This window comes from Kitasatospora setae KM-6054, assembly GCF_000269985.1.
GTDB classification, from domain to species: domain Bacteria; phylum Actinomycetota; class Actinomycetes; order Streptomycetales; family Streptomycetaceae; genus Kitasatospora; species Kitasatospora setae.
The window spans coordinates 7,601,746-7,622,407 of record NC_016109.1; the positions used below are offsets into that span (position 1 = coordinate 7,601,746).

Annotated in this window: 20 protein-coding genes; 8 read left to right on the forward strand and 12 right to left on the reverse strand. The window is 75.8% G+C overall.

Annotation, left to right across the window (positions count from 1 at the left end; genetic code table 11):
* Positions 1–37: 37 nt before the first annotated feature.
* The 5 genes from KSE_RS33305 to KSE_RS33325 form a co-directional block, all read right to left on the reverse strand.
* Positions 38–610, reverse strand: a complete 573-nt coding sequence (locus KSE_RS33305; protein ID WP_014139791.1) for a hypothetical protein — start codon at positions 608–610, stop codon at positions 38–40.
* Complete coding sequence (locus KSE_RS33310; protein ID WP_014139792.1) at positions 607–1,719, reverse strand: beta-ketoacyl synthase N-terminal-like domain-containing protein; 1,113 nt, start codon at positions 1,717–1,719, stop codon at positions 607–609. Before KSE_RS33310 ends, KSE_RS33305 begins: the two co-directional genes overlap by 4 nt.
* A complete protein-coding gene (locus KSE_RS33315; protein ID WP_014139793.1) occupies positions 1,716–2,000 on the reverse strand; it encodes an acyl carrier protein in 285 nt (94 codons plus the stop codon). Before KSE_RS33315 ends, KSE_RS33310 begins: the two co-directional genes overlap by 4 nt.
* Complete coding sequence (locus KSE_RS33320; protein ID WP_014139794.1) at positions 1,997–2,278, reverse strand: acyl carrier protein; 282 nt, start codon at positions 2,276–2,278, stop codon at positions 1,997–1,999. Before KSE_RS33320 ends, KSE_RS33315 begins: the two co-directional genes overlap by 4 nt.
* Positions 2,279–2,352: 74 nt before the next feature.
* Positions 2,353–3,798, reverse strand: coding sequence for a class I adenylate-forming enzyme family protein (locus tag KSE_RS33325; protein WP_407927476.1), 1,446 nt, complete (start codon positions 3,796–3,798; stop codon positions 2,353–2,355).
* 176 nt (positions 3,799–3,974) lie between these two features.
* On the opposite strand from KSE_RS33325, the gene KSE_RS33330 reads away from it, so the two are divergent.
* The 3 genes from KSE_RS33330 to KSE_RS33340 all read left to right on the forward strand — a co-directional run bounded on the left by KSE_RS33330 (position 3,975) and on the right by KSE_RS33340 (position 7,679).
* The gene (locus KSE_RS33330; protein WP_014139796.1) at positions 3,975–5,054 is read left to right on the forward strand and encodes an alpha-hydroxy acid oxidase; all 1,080 of its coding nucleotides are present in this window, start codon (positions 3,975–3,977) and stop codon (positions 5,052–5,054) included.
* Between the two features lie 316 nt (positions 5,055–5,370).
* Positions 5,371–6,321: an alpha/beta hydrolase gene (locus KSE_RS33335; RefSeq protein WP_014139797.1), complete on the forward strand. Its 951-nt coding sequence runs from the start codon at positions 5,371–5,373 to the stop codon at positions 6,319–6,321.
* Entirely contained in the window at positions 6,318–7,679 is a 1,362-nt protein-coding gene (locus tag KSE_RS33340; RefSeq protein ID WP_014139798.1) for an aminotransferase-like domain-containing protein, read from the forward strand. Before KSE_RS33335 ends, KSE_RS33340 begins: the two co-directional genes overlap by 4 nt.
* 62 nt (positions 7,680–7,741) lie before the next feature.
* Here KSE_RS33340 and KSE_RS33345 read toward each other — a convergent pair whose 3' ends face one another.
* The 4 genes from KSE_RS33345 to KSE_RS33360 form a co-directional block, all read right to left on the reverse strand.
* Positions 7,742–8,506, reverse strand: a complete 765-nt coding sequence (locus KSE_RS33345) for an ABC transporter permease (protein ID WP_014139799.1) — start codon at positions 8,504–8,506, stop codon at positions 7,742–7,744.
* Between the two features lie 24 nt (positions 8,507–8,530).
* Positions 8,531–9,484 (reverse strand): daunorubicin resistance protein DrrA family ABC transporter ATP-binding protein, encoded by a 954-nt coding sequence (locus KSE_RS33350; protein ID WP_014139800.1) that lies wholly within the window; start codon positions 9,482–9,484, stop codon positions 8,531–8,533.
* Between the two features lie 103 nt (positions 9,485–9,587).
* Positions 9,588–10,745: a glycosyltransferase gene (locus KSE_RS33355; RefSeq protein WP_014139801.1), complete on the reverse strand. Its 1,158-nt coding sequence runs from the start codon at positions 10,743–10,745 to the stop codon at positions 9,588–9,590.
* The gene (locus tag KSE_RS33360; RefSeq protein ID WP_014139802.1) at positions 10,742–11,071 is read right to left on the reverse strand and encodes a hypothetical protein; all 330 of its coding nucleotides are present in this window, start codon (positions 11,069–11,071) and stop codon (positions 10,742–10,744) included. The genes KSE_RS33355 and KSE_RS33360 overlap by 4 nt, the downstream gene beginning before the upstream one ends.
* 98 nt (positions 11,072–11,169) lie before the next feature.
* Here KSE_RS33360 and KSE_RS33365 point away from each other — a divergent pair, with 98 nt between their 5' ends.
* From KSE_RS33365 to KSE_RS33380, 4 genes are read left to right on the forward strand one after another with little or no spacing between them, the layout of a single operon-like run.
* Positions 11,170–12,102, forward strand: coding sequence for a 3-oxoacyl-[acyl-carrier-protein] synthase III C-terminal domain-containing protein (locus tag KSE_RS33365; protein ID WP_014139803.1), 933 nt, complete (start codon positions 11,170–11,172; stop codon positions 12,100–12,102).
* A gap of 58 nt (positions 12,103–12,160) precedes the next feature.
* Complete coding sequence (locus KSE_RS33370; RefSeq protein WP_051055494.1) at positions 12,161–12,472, forward strand: acyl carrier protein; 312 nt, start codon at positions 12,161–12,163, stop codon at positions 12,470–12,472.
* 4 nt (positions 12,473–12,476) lie between these two features.
* A complete protein-coding gene (locus KSE_RS33375; protein ID WP_014139805.1) occupies positions 12,477–13,307 on the forward strand; it encodes a hypothetical protein in 831 nt (276 codons plus the stop codon).
* Positions 13,304–14,026 (forward strand): 4'-phosphopantetheinyl transferase family protein, encoded by a 723-nt coding sequence (locus tag KSE_RS33380; RefSeq protein WP_014139806.1) that lies wholly within the window; start codon positions 13,304–13,306, stop codon positions 14,024–14,026. Before KSE_RS33375 ends, KSE_RS33380 begins: the two co-directional genes overlap by 4 nt.
* 71 nt (positions 14,027–14,097) lie before the next feature.
* Here KSE_RS33380 and KSE_RS33385 read toward each other — a convergent pair whose 3' ends face one another.
* The 3 genes from KSE_RS33385 to KSE_RS33395 all read right to left on the reverse strand — a co-directional run bounded on the left by KSE_RS33385 (position 14,098) and on the right by KSE_RS33395 (position 19,395).
* A complete protein-coding gene (locus tag KSE_RS33385; protein WP_014139807.1) occupies positions 14,098–14,610 on the reverse strand; it encodes a GNAT family N-acetyltransferase in 513 nt (170 codons plus the stop codon).
* A complete protein-coding gene (locus KSE_RS33390) occupies positions 14,607–15,911 on the reverse strand; it encodes a DUF6271 family protein (RefSeq protein WP_014139808.1) in 1,305 nt (434 codons plus the stop codon). Before KSE_RS33390 ends, KSE_RS33385 begins: the two co-directional genes overlap by 4 nt.
* Before the next feature lie 544 nt (positions 15,912–16,455).
* On the reverse strand, positions 16,456–19,395 hold the full coding sequence (locus KSE_RS33395) for an AfsR/SARP family transcriptional regulator (RefSeq protein ID WP_014139809.1): 2,940 nt from the start codon (positions 19,393–19,395) through the stop codon (positions 16,456–16,458).
* A 411-nt stretch (positions 19,396–19,806) separates the two neighbouring features.
* Between KSE_RS33395 and KSE_RS33400 the strand changes: the two genes are divergently transcribed.
* Positions 19,807–20,541, forward strand: coding sequence for a helix-turn-helix transcriptional regulator (locus tag KSE_RS33400; RefSeq protein ID WP_014139810.1), 735 nt, complete (start codon positions 19,807–19,809; stop codon positions 20,539–20,541).
* Positions 20,542–20,662: the final 121 nt, after the last annotated feature.

Genomic DNA, 20,662 nt, shown 5'->3' on the forward strand with positions numbered 1-20,662 from the left:
GGGGCGGGGGTGGGCGGAAGGGCGGTGCGCGGCGGGCTCAGGCGGTGGTGACCAGGACGGCGGTGGCGTGGTCGGCGCCCGGGGCCTCCCCGGTGGCCTGCCCGTCCTGTCCGGCCTGTTCGGTGGCGGGTTCGGCCTGTTCGGCGGCGATCACCAGGATCTGGTCGGCGTCGCCGTCCGCGAGCAGCATGGCCGCCAACTCCAGCGCGTCCGGCGGGACTTCACCGGGCACGGCGGCCGCGAGGGGGCTGATCGCGACCACCGGGCCGGTCAGGCCCCAGCGGGCGGCGACGTGGCCGAGGACGGCGTTCGGGTTGGACTGGAAGAACAGCAGCGGCGGCATCCGGTGCCGCTCCGCACCGGCGTCGATGGCCAGCGCGGTGGCCCGGTCGCCGGAGGCGCTGGCCAGCAGCAGGCCGGTCCGGCGCGGTTCCCCGGGCGTCCCGGGTTCGCCGGGTGCGCCGGGGGCGCCGTGGTGCGCGGTCAGGCAGCGGTCGGCCACGGCCGCGACCAGCGGGTTGAAGGTCGAGGCGGTGAAGCCGGGCAGCGGCGGGGGCGGCGGGTCGCCGGGGTTCCAGCGCGCGGTGGCGAGGGTGCGCAGCGGGTTCACGCGGCACCCACCAGCAGTGCGGTGTTGGCGCCGCCGAACGCCGAGTTGAGGCTCAGCGCGTAGCGGGGACGGGCGCCCGGGCGCGGCCCGGGCAGCACGAGGTTCAGCTCGACCTCCGGGTCCGGGCCCAGCCAGCCGGCGTTGACCGGCAGCCGTCCGCTGCCCAACGCGCCGATGGTGACGGCGAGTTCGAGCAGCGCGGAAGCCTCCAGGGCGTGCCCGTGGACGGACTTGCTGGAGCTGACCGGCAGTTCGGCCAGCGCGTCGCCGAACACCTCGCGCAGCGCCCGCGCCTCCGCCAGGTCGGACATCGGCGAACCGGTGCCGTTGGCGTTGACGTACCCCACCTCGGCCGGGGCGACCCCGGCCCGGGCCAGCGCCGACCGGACCGCCCGGGCCACGCCCGAACCGTCCGGCCGCGGCCGGCACACGTGGTACGCGTCGCCGGAGCGGCCCCAGCCGGCCAGCCGGGCCAGCGGACGGGCGCCGCGCCCGGCGGCGGCGTCCGCCGCCTCGACCACCACGGCCGCCGCGGCGTCCCCGAGCAGGGTGCCGCCGCGCCCGGCGCTGAACGGCCGCAGCACGCCGTCGCGGGCCAGCGCCCGGCCCGCGTCGAAGGCCGCGAAGACGCCCGGCTCCACCAGGTGCCCGGCCGCGACCACCACCCGGGGGTGGCGGCCGGAGCCGACCAGGGCGGCCGCGTCGGCCACCGCGGTGGCGGCGGCCACGCAGGCGCCGGTGTAGACCCGGGCCACCCCGGCCAGGCCGAGCGCGGCGGCGCCGGCCGCCACCTTCGCGGCGGTCCCGCGGGTGTGCTGGTCGCTGTGCAGGGCGAGCAACAGCGGTGCGCCGTCGGTGAGTTCTGCCTGCGTGCAGGCGTCGGCGACGGCGCCGAGCACCGCGTCGGCGAGCGGCGGCGGCGGACCGGCCAGCAGGGCCGCCCGCCGGGTGCCGCGCCGGGCGGTGTCGAACCGGGTCACCTCGGCGAAGCCGGTGCCGGTCCCCGCCGCGGTCGCCTCGGCCAGCGGGGCGAGCCCGGCGCCGAAGGCGCTGAGCACCCCGAGGCCGGTGAACACCGGCCCCCCGGCCGGCGGTGCGCTGCTGTTCATGACCGGGCGACCCCGCCGGGCTCGGGCGCGGTCCCGCGCTCGGGCAGGGCGGCCAGTACGGCCGCGCCCAGCACCGCGACGGCGTCGTCCACCGTCCGGACGGCGGCGAACTGCTCGTCCGAGAGGTCCAGCTCGATGCCGTAGCGCTGCTCGAACTCGGCGGTCAGCCAGGTGAGTTCGAGCGAGCCGAGGCTGTCGGGCACGCTCTCCGGGGCGCGCTGCCCGAACGCCGCGAGCATCGCGACGACCTCGGCCCGGCCCGGCAGCACGGTGCTGCTCACGCGGCGGTCCCGGCGGTGGCGGCGGCGGAGTTGGCGGCGACCCGGCGGGCCACGTCGGCGGTGAACTGGTCGAGCGTCATCAGCGCGGTGCTCTCCATCTCCTCCACCTCGAACTTGATCCCGTACTCGTCCTCGACCTGGACCGAGAGCTCGGCGAGCGCCAGCGACTCCAGGTCGAGGCCGGCCGGGCCGAGGTCGGTGTCGCCGGTGACCTCGTCGGTGTCGTAGTTCATCTCGGCGAGCGCCGCGATGACGAACTCCTGGATGCGCTGCTGCATGGTGTGCTCCTCGTGCTGGGTCGGGGTGGTCGGTGCGGGTGCGGGTGCGGTCGGGGTGCTTGCGGTGCGGTCGTTCAGGACGCGGCGGCCGGGCCGGCCGCCGCGCTGGCGGCGCGCAGCGCGGCGGTGTCGCGGACGAGCTTGCCGGTGGCGGTGCGCGGCAGCGCCGGGAGGAAGGAGAGCTGCCGGGGCCGCTTGAAGGCGGCCAGCTCGCGGACCAGCGCGGCCCGGACGGCGGCCTCGGCGTCCCCGCCGGGACCGCTCTCCTCGACGGTCAGGTAGCCCTCGATCGCGCCGTCCGCGAAGACCACCACGGCCTCGCGGACCTCCGGCAGGGCGGCCAGGGTGTGCTCGACCTCGTTCAGGTCGACCTTCAGGCCGCCGATCGAGACCTGCGAGTCGCGCCGGCCGAGCACGGTGATCCGGCCGGTCGCCGGGTCGACCCGGCCCGCGTCGCGGGTGTGCAGTCGGCCGTCCGACCAGCGGGTCGGGTCGGTGAGGCCGGGGTACGGGGAGGCGGCCATCGCGATGTGCAGTTCGCCGCCGTCCTCGCGCAGGTCCATGCCGTGGACGGGGGCGGCCTCGGGGTGCAGGTCGCCGTCGAGGTCGGTGGCGATGACGCCGAGCTCGGTCATCCCGTACATGGTGCCCAGCGGCACGCCGTACCGACCGGTGAAGGCGGCGGGCAGGCCCGGGCGGACCAGTTCGCCGGCCACGATCATCCGGCGCAGCTGCGGCAGCGGCGGCGGGTCGGCCGCGCCGGCCAGCAGCTCGGCGTGGAACGGGACGCCGATCACGGTGGTCGGCCGGTCGTCCGCGGCGACGGCGGCCAGGATTCCGGCCGTGGTCATCCGGGCCGGGACGGTCAGCGGCACCCGGGCGTACAGGCTGTTGAGCAGTCCGCCGACCAGGCCGAGGACGTGCACCACCGAGGAGAGCAGGACGACCCGCTCGCCGGCCTTCGGGAACGCCTCCAGCCGTGCGTAGCAGTCGAGTTCGCGCAGCAGGTCGGCGGCGGTGCGGGCGATCACCTTGGCCGGGCCGGTCGAGCCCGAGCTGAGCTGCACCAGGGCGTGCCCGGTCGCCGCCGGGCGGCCGCCGGGCAGCGCCACCGGCACCGGGTCGGTCTCGGCGAAGCCGCGCATCGCCGCCGCCGGGCCGTGCGCCGACTCGACCAGCACCTGGGGCGCCAGCCGTTCGACGGCCAGCGCGACCTCGTGGTCGGTGAGCCGGTGGTCCAGCAGGACGGCCTGCGCACCCAGCTGCCAGCAGGCCAGCAGCGCGGCGGTGTAGCCCAGCGAGGGCGCCAGTCGCAGCGCGGCCGTGCCGCCCCGGCGCAGGCCGGCGGCGGACAGCCGGGCGGCCTGCTCGGCGACCAGCGCGCGCAGCGCGGCCCGGTCCACCGGGGCGCCGAAGCGCAGGCACTCCTGGTCGGCGGGGCCGGCCAGCAGGTAGCGGTCCACCCAGTCGTGCGGAGCCTCGTACGGCTGGGGGATGGGAGAAGGAGATCCGGTCAACACCACTCCACGAAGGGGAGGTTGCAAGGACGCCGGGCACGGCTGACGTGGCCGCTTCGGCTTCCTGACGATTACACAGGCGTTCGAGCCGAAGCAAGGTCTAGACCATTAGGGGGGTGGCCTCCTACGCTGCCGGGCCGGAGCGGGCCCGACCGTGGCCTGCCCGGAAAGGCAGACCCTTGGAAGCACTGGAACTGGCGGACTTCGAACGCGCGGCCCGCGACCGGCTCCCCGCCGAGGTCTGGGACTTCGTCCAGGGCGGCAGCGGCGCCGAACGCACCCTCGCCGCCAACCGGGCCCGGTTCGAACAGTGCCGGCTGCGCCCCCGCGCCCTGGTCGACGTCTCCGCCACCGACCAGGGCCTCACTCTGCTCGGCAGCCGGCTGGAGACCCCGATCGGCATCGCCCCGATGGCCTACCACCAGCTGTTCCACCCCGAGGGCGAGGTCGCCACCGCCCGCGCCGCCGGCCGGGCCGGCGCCCTCCTGGTCGCCGGGATCTTCGCCAGCCGCACCCTGGAATCCATCGCCGACGCCGCCACCGGCCCGCTCTGGCTCCAGCTCTACTGGCTGCGCCGCCGCGACGCCCTCGCCGCCCTGGTCGAACGCGCCGAAGCGGCCGGCTACCGCGCCCTGGTCCTCACCGTCGACGCCCCCCGGATCGGCCGCCGCCTGCGCGACGCCCGCAACGGCTTCGCGATCCCCCCGCACGTCCGCGCCGTCAACGTGGACCAGGCCGTGATGGCCGCCAGCCACCGCGCCGAGCACGGCAGTTCGGGCATCGCCGACCACGCCAAGGAGCAGTTCGACCCCACCCTGACCTGGGCCGACCTCGCCTGGCTGCGCGACCGCACCCGCCTCCCGATCGTCCTCAAGGGCATCCTCACCGCCGAGGACACCCGCCTCGCCGCCGAACACGGCGCCGACGCCGTCCTGGTCTCCAACCACGGCGGCCGCCAACTCGACGGTGCCCTCCCGTCCCTCGCCGCCCTGCCCGAAGTGGCCGCCGCCGCGCCCCCGAACCTGCCCGTCCTCCTGGACGGCGGTGTCCGCACGGGCACGGATGTTGCCCTCGCGGTCGCCCTCGGCGCCCGCGCCGTCCTCCTCGGCCGCCCGATCCTGTGGGCCCTCGCCGCCGACGGCGAGAACGGCGTCGCCCAGGCCCTCGACCTCCTCAAGGCCGAACTCGACGACACCCTCGCCCTCCTCGGCCGCCCCCGCCTCGCTGACCTCGACCCCACCGCCGTCACCCACCCCTGACCCGTCGTCACCGGCCCTTCGCCGGCTCGTCACCGGCCCGGACCCCCGACCCCCGGGCGGGCCCGCACCCCGTAGCCTCGTGCCCACCGCGCCGCGCCCGCGCCGGTCCGCGCGTCGGATCCGGCTGCGAGCACATCCCGCCCGCAGCGCCGTGCCCCCCGCGCTCCGGCGCCGACCCGAGGCCGGAGGCCGGAGGCCGAGAGCCGGTGCCCGGCGGGCCGTGGGCGATCCGCCGCCGCCGCGCGCACCCGACCCTCCCGCGTCACCACCCCTCCGCCGCCGCCACCGAGGCGCGGCCCGAACCCAGGAAGCTCCCTTGCCACTGCACCCCCAGGCCGAGGCCCTGCGCCAGCAGCGCGCCGCGGCCGGTACGCCGCCGCTGTACACCCGTAGCCTCGCGGAGGCCCGGGCCGCGGACCTCGCCGACATCCGGGCCGCCGCCGGGAACCCGGAGCCGGTCGGCTCGGTCGAGGAGCTGGCCGTCGACGGCCCGGGCGGCCCGCTGCCGCTGCGGATCTACCGCCCGCTGCACCGCCCGGACACCAGCGCCGGAGCCGAACTCCCGGTCCTGCTCTACCTGTTCGGCGGCGGCTGGACCCTCGGCTCGCCGGACACCAGCGACGCGATCTGCCGCCGGCTGACCAACGAGGTCGGCTGCCTGACCGTCTCGGTCGGCTACCGGCTCGCCCCCGAGCACCCCTTCCCGGCCGCCGTGCACGACGTGGCCGCCGCCGCCGAGTGGATCGCCGCGCACGCGGCCCGACTCGGCGCCGACCCGGCCCGGACGGCGGTGGCGGGCGACAGCGCCGGGGGCAACCTGGCCGCCGCGCTGACGCTGCTCGCCCGGGAGCGCGGCGGCCCGGCGCTCCGGCACCAGCTGCTGGTCTACCCCAACACCGACCACGCCGCGGACACCCCGTCCGTCCGCGAGCACGACGACCCGCTGCTGTTCAACCGCCGCTCGGTGGCCTGGTATTGGGGCCACTACCTGACTGACCCGGCCGACGGCGCGAACCCGCTGGCCTCCCCGCTGCGCGCCGCCTCGCTGGCCGGCCTGCCGCCCGCGACCGTGATCACCGCCGAGTACGACCCGCTGCGCGACGAGGGCGAGGCGTACGCGGAGGCGCTGCGCGCGGCCGGCGTCCCGGTCGAGCTGCGCCGCTACCAGGGCATGCCGCACGGCTTCTTCGCGATGGCGGGCGTCCTGGACGACGGCCGCGACGCCCAGCAGTACGCCGCCCACCGACTCCGCGAGGCCCTCCGATGACCACGACCACCGAGACCGGCGCGACCACCACCGCGGAGCAGGCCACCACCACCCTCCCGCTGGGCGACCTGCACGCCAGCCTGGCCGATCCGCTGCTGGACGCGATGACCTTCCTCAACGAGGTCACCGAGCGCTACCCGGCCGCGCTCTCCTTCGCCCCCGGCCGCCCGCACGAGGGCTTCTTCGAGCCCGACGACGTGCACGGCTACCTGGACACCTTCCTCGCCCACCTCGCCGAACGCGGCCTGGGCGGCGGCGCCGTGCGCACCGCGCTGTTCCAGTACGGCCCGACCAAGGGCATCATCGCCGACCTGGTCGCCCGCACCCTCGCCAACGACGAGGGCCTGCGCGTCGCCCCGGAGTCGCTGGTGCTCACGGTCGGCGCCCAGGAGGGCATGCTGCTGGTGCTGCGCGCGCTCTGCGCGACGCCCGAGGACGTGCTGCTGGTCAGCTCGCCCTGCTACGTGGGCGTCACCGGCGCGGCCCGGCTGCTCGACCTGGCGACCGTGCCCGTCCCGGAGGGCCCGGCCGGCGGGCCCGACCCGCGGGCGGTGCGCGAGGCGGCCCGCGCCGTCCGGGCCTCGGGGCGCCGCCCGCGCGCGCTGTACGTCGTCCCGGACTTCGCGAACCCGTCCGGCACCAGCATGCCGGTCGAGGCGCGGTCCGGGCTGCTGGAGGCGGCGGCCGAGGAGGGGCTGCTGGTGATCGAGGACAACCCGTACGGTTTCTTCACCCGTGAGGACGCCGGGCCCGGCGGGCGCCCGACGCTGAAGGCCCTCGATCGCCGCGCCCAGGTCGTCTACCTGGGCTCCTTCGCCAAGACCTGCTTCCCGGGGGCCCGGCTCGGCTACGTCGTCGCCGACCAGCGGGTGCTCGCCCCGGACGGCCGGAGCACGCTGCTCGCCGACGAGCTGGCCAAACTGAAGAGCATGACGACGGTCAACACCCCGGCGCTCAGCCAGGCCGTGATCGGCGGCATGCTGCTGCGGCACGACTGCCGGCTGCGGGCTGCCAACGCCCCGGCCCGCGCCCACTACGCGGCCAACATGACCGTCCTGCTAGGGGAGTTGGAGCGGCACTTCCCGCCGGCCGAGCGGGCCGCGCTCGGCGTCTCCTGGAACGAGCCGGAGGGCGGCTTCTTCGCCGTGCTGCGGGTGCCGTTCACCGCCGACGAGGCGGCGATGGAGCGCTGCGCCCGCGAGCACGGGGTGCTCTGGACGCCGATGGCCCCGTTCTACCCGGCGGGCGGCGGCGAGCACCGGCTGCGGCTGTCGATCAGCGCGCTGGGCGCGCGGCAGATCGAGGCGGGCGTGGCCCGGCTGGCCGCCTTTATCCGGTCGGCGGCCGCCGCAGGCTGAGCCCGGACACGGCGGAGGGGGGAGGGGCCGAGGCCCCTCCCCCCTCTTCTCGGTGCGCGCGGCTACCGGATCCGGGCCGAGAACAGCCGGGCCGAGTACCAGACCGCCGCGGTGGTCAGCGCCGTGACGATCAGCAGCCCCTGCCAGACCACGCTGTCGCCGGGGTGCCCGGAGAACAGCGCCCGCATGCCCTCCACCGCCCAGTAGAAGGGGTTCCACTCGGCGACCCGCTGCAGCCACACCGGCGCCAGCGCCAGCGGCAGCAGCACGCCGGAGAGCAGGCCGATCGGCTGGGCGATGGTGTTGACCACCGGCGCCATCGCGGCGTCGTTGGGCAGCGCCAGCGCGATGCCGTACGAGATCGCGGAGGTCATCAGCGCCAGCAGGCCGAGCAGCACGTACGCCAGCAGCAGGCTCGGCACGTCGACCCGCAGGCCGAACGGCAGCGCGACCAGGGTGATGATGACCGCCTGGACGAGCAGGCCGAGCGTCTCGCGCAGGGCCCGGCCGAGCAGCAGGGCGAGCCGGCTGACCGGGGTCACCCGGGAGCGCTCGATGATGCCGGCCTTCAGCTCGCCGAGCAGGCTGAAGCCGGTGTAGAGGCCGCCGAAGATGCAGAGCACCGCCAGCAGGCCGGGGACGTAGATCTGGTACGCCTCGGCGTAGGTGGTGGCGCCCATCGGGGCGAGCACCTTCTTCAGCAGCGGGGCGAAGAGCAGCAGGTAGAAGACCGGCTGGGTGATGCCGATGACGATCCAGATCGGTGTGCGCCACATCAGCAGCACTTGCCGCTGGAAGACCAGCCAGGTGTCACGGGCGAGCTTCACGGAAGGAACCCCAGGGTTTTCTCGTCAGGACTGTTCGATGGAGCGGCCGGTGCGGGCCAGGAAGACGTCGTCCAGGCTCGGCCGCTGGAGCTGCACCGTGCCGGGGACGATGCCCGCCCCGTTCAGGACGCTCAGCAGCTGCGGGATCGCCGCCGCGCCGTCGTCCAGGTAGAGCCGCAGGCCGTCCTCGTTCCGTTCCAGCCGGTGCAGGGCGGGCTGCCCGCGCAGAGCGTCGGCGGCGGGCTCGGCGTCGCCCGCGGCGAGGCCGAGCAGCACGACGTCGCCGGAGATCTCGCGCTTGAGCGCCTCCGGCGTGCCCTCGACGACGACCTCGCCGTGGTCGACGATCGCGACCCGGTCGCAGAGCGCGTCGGCCTCGTCCAGGTAGTGGGTGGTCACCACGACGGTCATGCCCTCGGTGCGCAGCCGCTTGATCTCGGCCCAGACCTGGCCGCGGCTGGCCGGGTCGAGGCCGACGGTCGGCTCGTCGAGGAACAGCACCTTGGGGGAGTGGATCACGCCGAGCGCGATGTCCACCCGGCGGCGCTGGCCGCCGGAGTAGGTGCCGCAGTGGCGGTCGGCGAACTCGGTCAGCTCGAAGGCCTTCAGGGCGTCCTCGGTCTGGCGCAGCGCGTCGGCTTTGCGCAGGCCGTACATCCGGGCCTGCATGACCAGTTCCTCCCGGCCGCTGACCGCGTCGGCGGTGCCGCCGCCCTGGGCGACGTAGCCGATCCGGCGGCGGACCTCGGCCGGGTCGGCCAGCAGGTCGGCGCCGGCCACCAGGGCCCGGCCGCCGTCCGGGCGGATCAGCGTGGCGAGCATGCGCAGCGTGGTGGTCTTCCCGGCGCCGTTCGGGCCGAGGAAGCCGAAGATCTCGCCCGCTTGGACGTCCAGATCGATGCCGCGGACGGCGTCGACGACGGTGCGGCCGTGCTTTCCGGACGGGTAGGACTTGCGAAGTCCCTTGGTCTCGATCAACCAGAGCTCCCGGGCTGGGATGGGGTGCGGGGGCCCGCGCCCGCCGATCCCCGCTGATGGACGGGGGTCGGCGGACGCGCGGCGGTATCAGGGGCAGAGGGGGTCAGCTGGTGACCAGTGCTTCCATCCGGTCGGCGGCGGCCAACGCCCCGCCACCGGACAGCAGTTGACGACCGATCGACTCGGCGGCCGCCCGGTGGGAGGGCTCGTCGAGCACCCGCCGCAGCCGCTCGGCGATCACCGGCGGACTGACCCGGGCGAACGGGACGCGCAGGCCGGCCCCGGCCTCCGCGACCCGCCGCGCCACGAACGGCTGGTCGTTGCGGATCGGCGCCGCCAGCACGGGGACACCGTGCGCCAGCGACTCGACCACGGTGTTCATCCCACCATGGCAGAGCACCGCGTCCAACCGGCCGCCGGACAGCAGCTCCAGGATCGGTGCCCGATCGACCACCGTGACGGAGTCCGGAAGGGCAGCCGGCAGTGCCCCCCGGGGCGCGGCCACCACCGCCCGCACGCCGTCGCCGAGCTGCCCCAGCGCCGCCACCGTCCGGTGCAGGAAGTCCGCGCCGACCGCGTCCGACATCGTCCCCATGGTGACCAGTACGGTGCGCCGCCCCGGCGTCAGCCGCTCCCACGGGAACGCCGGGTCCTTCGGACGGGGGGTCAGCACCGGCCCGACCAGGGCGTGCTCCGGGCGCTGCGGCAGGTCGCCGAGGAGCGGCCGGCCGGTGGTGGCCAGCACCAGGTGCGGTGAGAAGCGCGGGTCGGTGAACTCGTCCGCCGGCAGCCCGGCCCGCTCCCACAGCCCGGCCAGCAGGCCCGCCGTCCACGCCTCGACCCCCGGCAGGTGCCGGTACGGGCGGCCCAGCTCCAGCGCGCCCGGCGCCAGCGTCGCCCACGGCAGCCCGTACCGGTGCGCGACCAGCGCGGCCGCCGGGGTGTGCTGGTCGACCAGCAGCGCGTCCGGCCGGAACTCCCGCACCACCGCGTCCAGCGGCTTCAGGGTGAACTTGGCGTACGGGACGACGAAGCCCTCCCAGAGCGAGCGCAGCGAGGCCAGGCCGTGGCCGCCCATCGCCCGGAACATCCGGTTGCCGGTGCCGAAGACCCGGGCGTCCGGGCCGAGCAGCGGCCGCAGCATCGTCTCGGTGCCGGTCCAGGCCACCTCGTGGCCGCGCGCGACCAGCTCGTCGGCGATCCCGGCCGCCGGGTTGACGTGCCCGGCCAGCGGCGGCACGGCCAGCAGGAAGCGGCTCATCGGCGCACCAGCTCCGCCAGGTCGCCGACGGTCAGCGCGGCCAGCCCGGCCACGTCCAGACCGGCCCGCAGCCCGGCCAGGTCGGCGCCGAAGCGCTCCCGCAGCAGCACGTCCAGCACGGCGAACTCGCTTTCGTCCAGGGCGAGATCGCCGTCGAGTCGGTCCGCGGGGGCGAGCGACTCTGCCCATTCGGGCAGAGCGTCGGCGGCCTCCGCCAGCGCGGCCAGCAGACCGGCGTCCAAGGCGCCGGACGGCCCGGCGGGCGGCACGGAGGGCAGCCCGGAAGCGGATGCTGGGTGCACGAAGGAAGGCTGGGAATCAGTCATCGGAAGGCTCCACCGGCTCGACGGCAACGGGGTGAGGGAGGGGGCTCCGGATCGGTGATCGCTTGTGCGACCCACGGAGCGTGGGAATACTAACCGGGGTGACCGCACTGGAGGCAGTGGCCGTCCACCTCCCCCCGCGACTCGAACCGATCGAGGACGTGGGCGCCAGGATCGGCCTTACCCCACGTCAACTCCGACTCTTCCGCCGCTTCCACGGCCTGGACCAGGTGCGCCTGGACCCGGACGGGACGCTGCTCGACCTGCTGGACGCCGCCGTCCGGGCCCTGCCCGAACTGCGCGGCAACGAACACCGGATCCGGTACCTGCTGCACGCCCGCAACACACCGGTCGCCGTGCCCTACCCGCTCAACCCCCTGCACCAGCTCCGCGAACGCTTCGGCCTGACCAACGCCGAGGCGTTCACCGTCACCCAACAGGCCTGCGCCGCCTCGCTGCTGGCCGTCGACCTGGCCGGCCGGCTGCTCGCCGACGACGGCGACCCGACGGCGCTGGCGCTGGTCGTCGCGGGCGAGAAGACCTTCACCCGGGACGCCCAACTCCTCCCGGAGACCACGATCTTCGCCGAGGCCGCGACCGCCTGCCTGGTCAGCGCCGACGGCCCGCACGACCGGGTGCTCTCCTACACCGTCCGCCAGCGCCCCGAGTTCTACGGCCGCCCGGCCGAGGACCCGGAACTGATGCTCCGCTACCAGCGCGAGTACCAGCCCACCATGATCGAGACCATCCACGCCGCGCTCGACCAGGCCGGCCTGGAACTCTCCGACCTCGCGCTGCTGCTCCCGCACAACGTCAACCAGGCGTCCTGGCGGCTGATCTGCCAACAGCTCGGCCACCCCGTCGAACGGGTCGTCCTGGGCAACGTCGCCTCGGTCGGGCACAGCTTCGCCGCCGACGCCTTCGTCAACCTGCACACCGCCACCACCGGCGGCACGCTCCGGCCCGGCGACCACTACCTGATCGCCGCCGCCGGCGTCGGCGCCACCTTCGCGGCCATGGTCCTCCAGCACTGACCCGCCGCCGCGCTCCCGCTCCTCCCCTCCTCCACCACCATCACCGGACGGTCCCGCCATGCCAGAAACCGCCCTGCCCGCCGCTGAGCCCGCCGCCGCGCCGGCCGACCCCGAGGTGCGCGACCGCATCCGGCGCGGCATCGAGGACGTCCTGCCGCGCGTCCTGGGCGTCGAACTCGCCGAGGTCCCGGCGAACGCCTGCTTCTTCGAGGACTACGGCCTGACCTCCTCCGGCATCGTCGAACTCGTCCTCGACATCGAGGAGACGCTCGCCATCCAGGTCGACGTCGAGCACCTCGCCATCGACGACCTCCGCACCGTCGACAGCCTCACCGACTACGTCGTCGGGCACCACGTCGACGAGGACTGACCCGATGCCCGCCGAGACCCGCGGCCTGCGCGTGACCAGGGCGGTCGCCACCGGAGCCGACGGCCACGCCGCCGCCGCGCTCCACCCCGACCTGCGGACCTACACCGCCGACCTGGTCCGCCCGTACGGCCTGCCGCTGCGCGAGGACCTGTTCGCCGAAGGCGCCGGACACGACTACGCCGAGCTCGCCGCCGGCCTGTTCGCCCGGGCACTGCCCGACGGCGAACCCGCCGACCTGCTGATCCTCGCCTTCTCCTCCCCGGACGTCCGGCCCGCCGCGCCCGCCTCGCTCCAGCTCAGCCGCCACTGCCCCGGCCAGCCCACCGCCTTCGCCGTCTGCGACCAGGGCAGCGCCACCGCCTTCACCGCCCTGCGGATCGCCGCCGCCCACCACCGCACCGGCGGCTGCCGGCGCGCCGTGATCGTGCTCGCCGAACAGAGCGCCCTGCACTACCGGCCCGCCGCACCCGTCGAACTGCCCGCCGAGCACCGCGCCGTCCTGCTGGTCTGCGAGGAGGCGCCCGGCCCGGGCCTGCGCCCGCACGGCGAGGACCAGCCGGACGGCGCCGCGGCGCTGCGCACCGTCCTCGACCGGCACCGCCGACTCGGCCCGGACGCCCGGCTGCTGCTCTCCGCCGGCCTCGCCGCGCACGGCGACGCCGAGGCCACAGGCGTCGAGGCCGCGGGCGTCGAGGCGGCCCGCCCCGGACAGCCCTTCACCGGCCTCTGGAGCCTGCTCGCCGACCGCCTCGCGGCCCCCGGGCCCGCCGGCCCGCTGCTGCTCGCCGACCACGACCCGCTGCTCGGCCGGCTCAGCACCCTCACCCTGCCGTGAACCCTGCCGTACACCCCGCCACCACCGATGCTCCCGACGTCACCGACGTCATCGACGTCTGGAGCATCCCCACCGACCAGCCCCCGGCCGTCGTCCGCCGGCTGTACGGCCTGCTCGACGCCGAGGAGCGCGAGCGGGCCGACCGGGCCCGCGACCCCCGGCAGGGCGAGCGCTTCGCCGTGGTCCGCGGCGCCGTCCGGCTGCTGGTCGCCGAGCGGCTCGCCGTCCCGCCCGAGGCGCTCGTCTGGCGGCGCGGCCCGCACGGCAGACCCGCCCCCGTCACCGCCGACGGGGGCTTCGACGTCAACTGGTCGGCCTCCGGCGCCCTCGGCCTGCTCGCCGTCGCCACCGGCCGCCGGGTCGGCGCCGACGTCGAACAGCTCCGCCCGCCCGGGGTCGGCGCCCGGATCGCCCGCCGCCACTTCCCGCCCGCCGACGCGGCCCTCGTCCTGGACGCCGCCGACCCGGCCGACGGCGCCGAGCAGTTCACCCGGCTCTGGTGCCGCCGCGAGGCCTGCGTCAAGGTGTACGGCGGCCGGCTCGCCCAGGGCCTCGGCCTCCCGCTGGCCGGCCCCTCCCCGCTGCGGCTGGCCGACCCGGGACCGCTCGGCCCCGGCCCGCTCCGGCTCGCCGACGTCCCCGTGCCCGGCCCGTTCCGCGCGGCGGTCGCGGCCGACGGGGACCGCCCGTTCACCGTCCGCCGGCACCACTGGTCCTGACCCCCGCCCGACCGCACGACGAGGAGCCCGACCGGCGAACCGGTCGGGCTCCTGCGCGCCGCAGCGGCCGCTCAGTCCGCCAGCGGCTTCGACATGTAGACCGCCCGCCGCCCGTAGGACGCCGGCACGGCGACCTCCCGGTGCGCGCGGTAGCCGTAGAAGCGCAGCAGGATGTCGGAGCCGCGCACCGCGACCATCGACACCTGCGCGAAGCCCGCCTCCACGGCCCGCGCCTGCACGTGCTCCATCAGGTTCGCGGCCAGCTCCCGGCCGCGCAGCTCCTCGGCCAGCACCAGGTCGTGGACGTGCAGGTTGTCCGAGGCGAACGCCCCGGCCTCCGCGACGGCCAGGTCCGGGCAGCGCAGCGGCGGGTACGGCAGACTCAGCAGGTAGCCGCGGACGGCGCCGGTGTCGCGCTGCTCCAGCACGAAGCAGGTCTCCGGCGAGCAGGCGACCCGGGACCGCAGTGCCTGCTCGCCCTCGGAGAGGCCGTCGGCCGCGTAGGCGTCGTGCTCCAGCGCGACCACGGCGTCCCAGTCCCCGTCGGCCAGTCGCCGGATCAGGAACTCCCCGTCCCCGCTCACCCGGCGAGCCCCCGCTCGCGGGCGGCGGCCACCATCGGCGCCCAGCCCTCGATCAGCGCGGCCCAGCGGATCGCGTCCTCGCGCGCCTCGTCCAGCAGCTGCTGCCGCTGCCCGGCCACCACGTCCGCCAGCTCGGCGTACTTGCCGCCCAGCTTGCGGTAGAGGCGGTCCACCTCGTCCAGGCACTGCTCGTTGGTGTCCCGCTCCAGGTCGATGGTGCTGCGCACCAGGCCGAGGATCGGCTCGACCCGCAGCTCGTGCCGCTCGTCCAGCAGGTCGCGGCCGAGGTCGATCATCTGGCCGTAGACCGGGTACAGGTACAGCATCGAGAGCAGCATCTTCACGAAGCGCAGCTGGTACGAGACGAACCCGGCGCCGACCCGGCGCTCCGGCGTGTAGTAGTTGACGATGTGCCGCTTGTGGATGACGGCGGGCAGCTTGGCGTGCACCAGCGCGTGCAGCAGCGCGTAGTCGGCGCCGATCGTGCGCAGCGAGGGCACCAGCGGCAGCACCTCGTAACCCCGGTGGTCGATGGCGACGTTGCACATGTAGACGTCCCAGATGTCCGGCACGCCGAGCACCGAGTCCGCCGGGTCGAACGAGTCGTGCTCGGCGCCCTTGAAGGAGATCTCGACCATCGCGTCCTGCTGCTCCCGGGTCCACACCCGCGGGGTCCACAGCCGCACCAGGTCCCGGTAGACCTCCGGGTCGAGCTCGTTGATCTCGCCGATGTCCACGTTGAGCTCGCCCATGAAGGACGCGCTGACCAGCATCACCGGCTTCTCCGCGTCCGCCGGGTCCAGCTCGGAGCGGGCCACCCCGGCCAGCGCCTCGCCGGCCGGCTTGCCGAGCGACAGCAGCTCGTGGTGGATCGGGAACATCTTCGCGCCGTCGACGACCTGGTAGTCGAAGTCGTCGTTGCGCAGGTGCGCCGAGGTGCAGCCGAGGGCGGCCGCGCCCAGGAAGATCCGGTTGACGCAGGAGCCGTACGCGACGTCCGACGGCAGCATCAGGTCGAGCATCAGCTCGGGGTCGGCGCTGCCCGAGCGCCGCGCCACGTCGAGGAAGAACGCGCGCTGCGCCTCGTTGCCGAGGTGGTGGACGAACACGCCGGGGGCGGGGACCAGCGCGGCCACCGCGTCCGCGTTCTTCGCGAACTCGGCGTCCACGGTGGTGTCCAGGACGAGGAGGTGGACCTCGGCCCCGAACGTCTCGACGGCGTAGGCCGCCTCCTCGGCGAGGTCCACGATGGTGCCGGGACAGGCCCGCATGGTGGGCAGGGCGAGGCAGACTCGTTGCATGGTGTGGGAATCTCCGTCTGATCGTCAGATGCGGGGCGGCGCCCGGCGGTCGAGCGGGGAGGGGCGGCCGCGGCGGCAGCGTGGAGGGCCTGGTCACCTCACAGTGGACTAGACCACAAGGGGAGTGTCAACGAACCGCCCGCGGCCCGTCCCCGCCGCCCGCCGACACTGCCCGATGGGGCAGCCGGCCCCGCTCCGGCGGTCCCGGGGAGCGCCGGGGAGCCCCGGGGGCGCCCGGCCCGCCCGGAATCCGGCCGGTATTCGTCCGCGCCCGGTCCGGGCCGCCTTCCGCGACCGAAGTCCGGTGAACCCGAACCCGTTCCGGTCGATTGATCCACTGAACGGCTATTCGAGACTTGGCCGCCCCCGTCGAAATAGATCCGTGATGATCGTTGCACAGCCTGCGGCGGATATCTCGGGAAGATAACGGATTTGCGGCGGAGTTGTTCGCGACGGGCACCCGCCCGCGAATTCGACCGGCCCCCGGCCCGCCCGCCGACCCGGCCAGCCGACCCGCCCCCGACCCGTCCTCGGCCCGCCCCCGCTACGCCAGGCAGGCCCGCCCGCGGTCGTGCTCCCCGAGGTCGAACAGCGCCCGCCCGATCGCGGCCAGCGCGTTCGCCCGGCGGTGCTCCAGGCCGACCTTCCGGGCGATCGCCAGCGCCTGCTCGGCCGCCTCCAGCGCCTGCTCCGGCCGCCCCGCCGCCCGGCACGACTCGGCCAGGCCCACCAGCACGCCCGGCACCCGGTCCCAGGCGCCGAGCGTCCGCAGCGCCGCCAGGCACTCCCGGTAGTCCTCGCACGCCGCCTCGAACCGGCCCAGTTCGTGCAGCGCCGTCGCCCGCGCGTACAGCATGTGCACCTGCCCGACGAAGTCGCCCAGCCCCTTGAACGCGGCCAGGCTCCGCTCGGCCCGGCGCCGCGCCGACTCCGCCCGGCCCACCGCGAGGTCCGCCAGCGCCGCCATCCCCTCCACGAAGGCGTGCGCGGACGGGTTGCCCAGCTCCGCGCTCAACGCCACCGCCTCCTCGCAGCGGGCCGCCACCTCCTCGTCCGCGCCGTGCGGGATCCCGGTCAGCGCCAGCACGATCAGCGCGCCCGGCAGCAGCGCCGCCTGCCCCGTCCGCCGGGCCAGCGCCACCACCCGGACCGCCTCGGCCCGCGCCTGGCTGGTGCGCTGGAACTCCCGCTGCGCCCACATCAGCGTGTACCGGGCCCGCACCTCGGCCTCCGCCAGGCCCGCCGCCTGCGCGGCCCCGGCCACCCGCCCGGCCAGCTCGCACAGCTCCGGCACCGCCATGCCCAGGTCGATCAGCTGGATCAGCACCAGCGTCAGGTCCGCGACCACCGCCAGCGGCCCCTCCGGGTCCCGGACGGCCTGCCCGGCGACCGCCAGCACGGCGGCGACCTCCTGCCGGATCCAGCGCAGCCCCTCGGCGGGCCCGGCGAACTCCGGCTCGGGCACCTCCGCCGCCACCAGGTCCGGGAACGGGTAGCCCGGCCGCACCACCCGGTACAGGCCCGCCACCGCCGCCAGGTAGTGCCGCAGCAGCCGCTCGACGGCCGCCCGCCCGGCCGCCTCCCCGTCCACCTCCCGGACCAGCTCGCGGGCGAACAGCCGCAGCAGGTCGTGGTACTGGTAGCGGCCCGGGAACGGGCAGGACAGCAGCCCCAGGTCGGTCAGCGACTCCGCCAGCCGCTCCGCCGCCGGCTCCGGCAGCTCCAGCAGCACCGCGGCCGCCGCCGAGGACACCCCGGGGCCGTCCGCCAGCGACAGCAGCCGGAACGCCCGCGCCGCCTCCGGGTCCAACTGGTCGTAGCTGAGCCGGAACGACGCCGCCACCGCCAGCTCCCCGGTCGCCAGCTCGGCCAGCCGCCGCCGCTCCGACGCCAGCCGGTCCGCCATGTGCGACAGCTGCCAGGCCGGCCGGGCCGCCAGCCGGGACGCCGCCGTCCGCACCGCCAGCGGCAGGAACCCGCAGGCCGCCGCCACCCGCCGGGCCGCCGCCGGCTCGGCCGCCACCCGGGCCTCCCCGGCGATCGCCGTCAGCAGCCGCACCGACTCCTCCGCCGACAGCGGCTCCAGCCCGACCTGCCGGGTCATCGGCATCCCCGCCAGCCAGGCCCGGCTGGTCACCAGCACCGCGCACGACCGGCTCCCCGGCAGCAGCGGACCGACCTGCCGGCTGTCCCGCGCGTCGTCCAGCACGATCAGCACCCGCAGGCCCGCCAGCCGCGACCGGAACAGCGCGGCCCGCTCCGCGGTCCCCTGCGGGACCGCCGCGTCGGCCACCCCCAGCGCGCCCAGGAAACCCGCCAGCACCTCGCCCGGATCGGCCGGGAACGCCCCCGCGCCGCGCAGGTTCACGTACAGCTGGCCATCCGGGTACTGCCCGCCCACCGCGTGCGCCACGTGCACCGCCAGCGTCGACTTGCCCACCCCGCCCAGGCCCGACACCCCCACCACCGGCATCGTCGGACCGTCCGGCGCCAGGTCCGCGCAGAGCGCCGCGCACAGCTCGTCCCGGCCCGTGTAGTCCGAGATGTCGGCGGGCAGCTGGGCCGGCGGCACCAGCACCACCCCGGCCGCACCGCCCCCCGGCCCGCCCGCACCGCCCGCACCGCCCCCCGGCTCGAACACCGGCGCGGGCTCCGCGACCGGCGCCGCCAGCCGCGGGTCACCCGACAGCACCCCCAGGTGCAGCTCGCGCAGCCGCGGCCCCGGGTCCACCCCCAACTGCTCCACCAGCGTCCGCCGGGCGTCCGCGTACACGCCCAGCGCCTCGGCCTGCCGCCCGCTGCGGTACAGCGCCAGCATCAGCAGCTCGCGCATCGGTTCCAGCAGCGGGTACTGGCTGACCCAGACGGTCAGCTCGCCGATCACGTCCGCGTGCCGCCCCGCCTCCAACTCGGCCTCCAGCCACGCCTGGACGGCGTTCAGCCGGCGCTCCACCAGCCGCGCCCGGTGCGCCTGGGCGAACGGCCCCGGCAGCCCGGCCAGCGGCTCGCCGTGCCACAGCCCGCACGCCTCCCGCAGCAGCCCGAGCGCCCCCGCCGGATCCCCCGCCGCCCGGGCCCGGCCCGCCGCCGCCACCCGGTTCTCGAACACCTCGGCGTCCACCCGGTCCGCCGGCAGCCGCAGCACGTAGCCGCTGCCCGAGGAGACCAGCACCGTCGGCTGCGCCCGGTCCGCCGCCCGGGCCGGCTCCAGCACCCGGCGCAGCCGCGACACGTACGTCCGCACCACCGTCGCCGCCCGGGCCGGCGGCTCCTCCCACAGCGCGTCGAGCAGCTCGTCGACCGACACGATCCGGCGGGCCCGCAGCGCCAGCGCGGTCAGCAGCGCCCGCTGCTGCGGCGGTCCGAGCTCCAACTCGCGCTCCCCGCGCCAGGCCTGCACCGGCCCCAGCAGGCCCAGCCGCAGCGGCTCCCCGCCGTCCGGTTCCGGGACCGACGTACCGCGGGGCTCTCCGATTTCCGTCATCGTCAGACGGTAGCGGTCCCCGGTAACGGACCGGTGCGCCGGGGCGGGTGCAATTCCACCGCCGGGGCCCGATCCCGCCCTCCGCCGCTCCGCCCGCATTCGATTCCGCCGCGCCGCGGATCGCCCCCGCCGGGCCGGAATAAGAAAAATCCGCCCGCCCGCACGGGAACCGATGAGGTGCGTATGCGTCCGTCAATCTTTTATTGACCGGAGGCGGATAGCGTGGCCCCCGGTGCACAGGTCCGCCGGCCCTCCGGCGGACACGGGAGCTCCCGCGGTGCCAGCCGGGCCGCAGGAGGAGGAGAGACGGCGTCGTGTGCGGACGACGCCAGCCGACCGGTTCAAGACGGTGCGCCGCCGCCTGTGGGGGGCGGCGGAGCCCCGTCGAGCGCAACGAAAGGAATCCACGCCGTGCTTCAGTACGCCGACGACGTCCGCGCGACGACGACCCGAACGATCCCGAACCAGACTGCCCGAAAGGTCCCCGCGCAGACCGCCCGAACGGTCCAGGCGCAGACCGCCCGGCCGATCCCGGTCGCCGTCCACGCCCTCGACCCGCTCTCCCGGGCCGGAGTCGTCAGCCACCTCCGGCAGTGTCCGGAGATCACCCTCCTCGACGACGACGACCAGCCGGCCGGCACCCGGGTGGCCCTGCTGGTCGCCGACACCTTCGACGAGGCGGCGCTGGCCGGCCTCTCCCGCCTGGTCAAGGCCGACCGGACCCGGGTGGTCCTGGTCCTCGACCGGATCCAGGAACCCGAACTCCTCAACGTGGTCTCACTCGGCGTCACCACCATCCTGTGGCGCCGCGAAGTCACCGGCGAACGCCTCCGCCAGGCCGTCCGCACCGCCGCCCGCGGCCACGGCGACCTGCCCCCCGACCTGCTCGGCAAACTGATCGGCTGCATGGGCCGCCAACGCACCGGCGACACCCCGGAGACCGGCCCCGCCGACTACGGCATGCTCCCCCGCGAGGTCGACGTGCTCCGCCTCGTCGCCGACGGCATGGACACCGGCGAGATCGCCGTCAAACTCCTCTACTCGGAGCGCACCATCAAGAACATCATCCACACCGTCACCACCCGCTTCCAACTCCGCAACCGCGCCCACGCGGTGGCCTACGCCCTCCGCGAGGGCTACATCTAGACCCGCGGAACCGCCGGCCCGGACGTCGGCCGGGTCCTCCGCGCTCCGGTGCCGGTTCCGCCTCCTGCCCCTTCCACACGATGCCCTTCACCCCGGCCGGATCGGAGGGCAGGCCGGCCCG

What these genes read in the sequence shown, in the direction of transcription:
- KSE_RS33310 (WP_014139792.1), bottom strand. Translation starts at nt 1,719, where the DNA reads ATGAACAGCAGCGCACCGCCGGCCGGGGGGCCGGTGTTCACCGGCCTC.
- KSE_RS33320 (WP_014139794.1), bottom strand. Translation starts at nt 2,278, where the DNA reads ATGCAGCAGCGCATCCAGGAGTTCGTCATCGCGGCGCTCGCCGAGATG.
- KSE_RS33340 (WP_014139798.1), top strand. Translation starts at nt 6,318, where the DNA reads ATGACCACGACCACCGAGACCGGCGCGACCACCACCGCGGAGCAGGCC.
- KSE_RS33355 (WP_014139801.1), bottom strand. Translation starts at nt 10,745, where the DNA reads ATGAGCCGCTTCCTGCTGGCCGTGCCGCCGCTGGCCGGGCACGTCAAC.
- KSE_RS33360 (WP_014139802.1), bottom strand. Translation starts at nt 11,071, where the DNA reads ATGACTGATTCCCAGCCTTCCTTCGTGCACCCAGCATCCGCTTCCGGG.
- KSE_RS33370 (WP_051055494.1), top strand. Translation starts at nt 12,161, where the DNA reads ATGCCAGAAACCGCCCTGCCCGCCGCTGAGCCCGCCGCCGCGCCGGCC.
- KSE_RS33375 (WP_014139805.1), top strand. Translation starts at nt 12,477, where the DNA reads ATGCCCGCCGAGACCCGCGGCCTGCGCGTGACCAGGGCGGTCGCCACC.
- KSE_RS33390 (WP_014139808.1), bottom strand. Translation starts at nt 15,911, where the DNA reads ATGCAACGAGTCTGCCTCGCCCTGCCCACCATGCGGGCCTGTCCCGGC.
- KSE_RS33395 (WP_014139809.1), bottom strand. Translation starts at nt 19,395, where the DNA reads ATGACGGAAATCGGAGAGCCCCGCGGTACGTCGGTCCCGGAACCGGAC.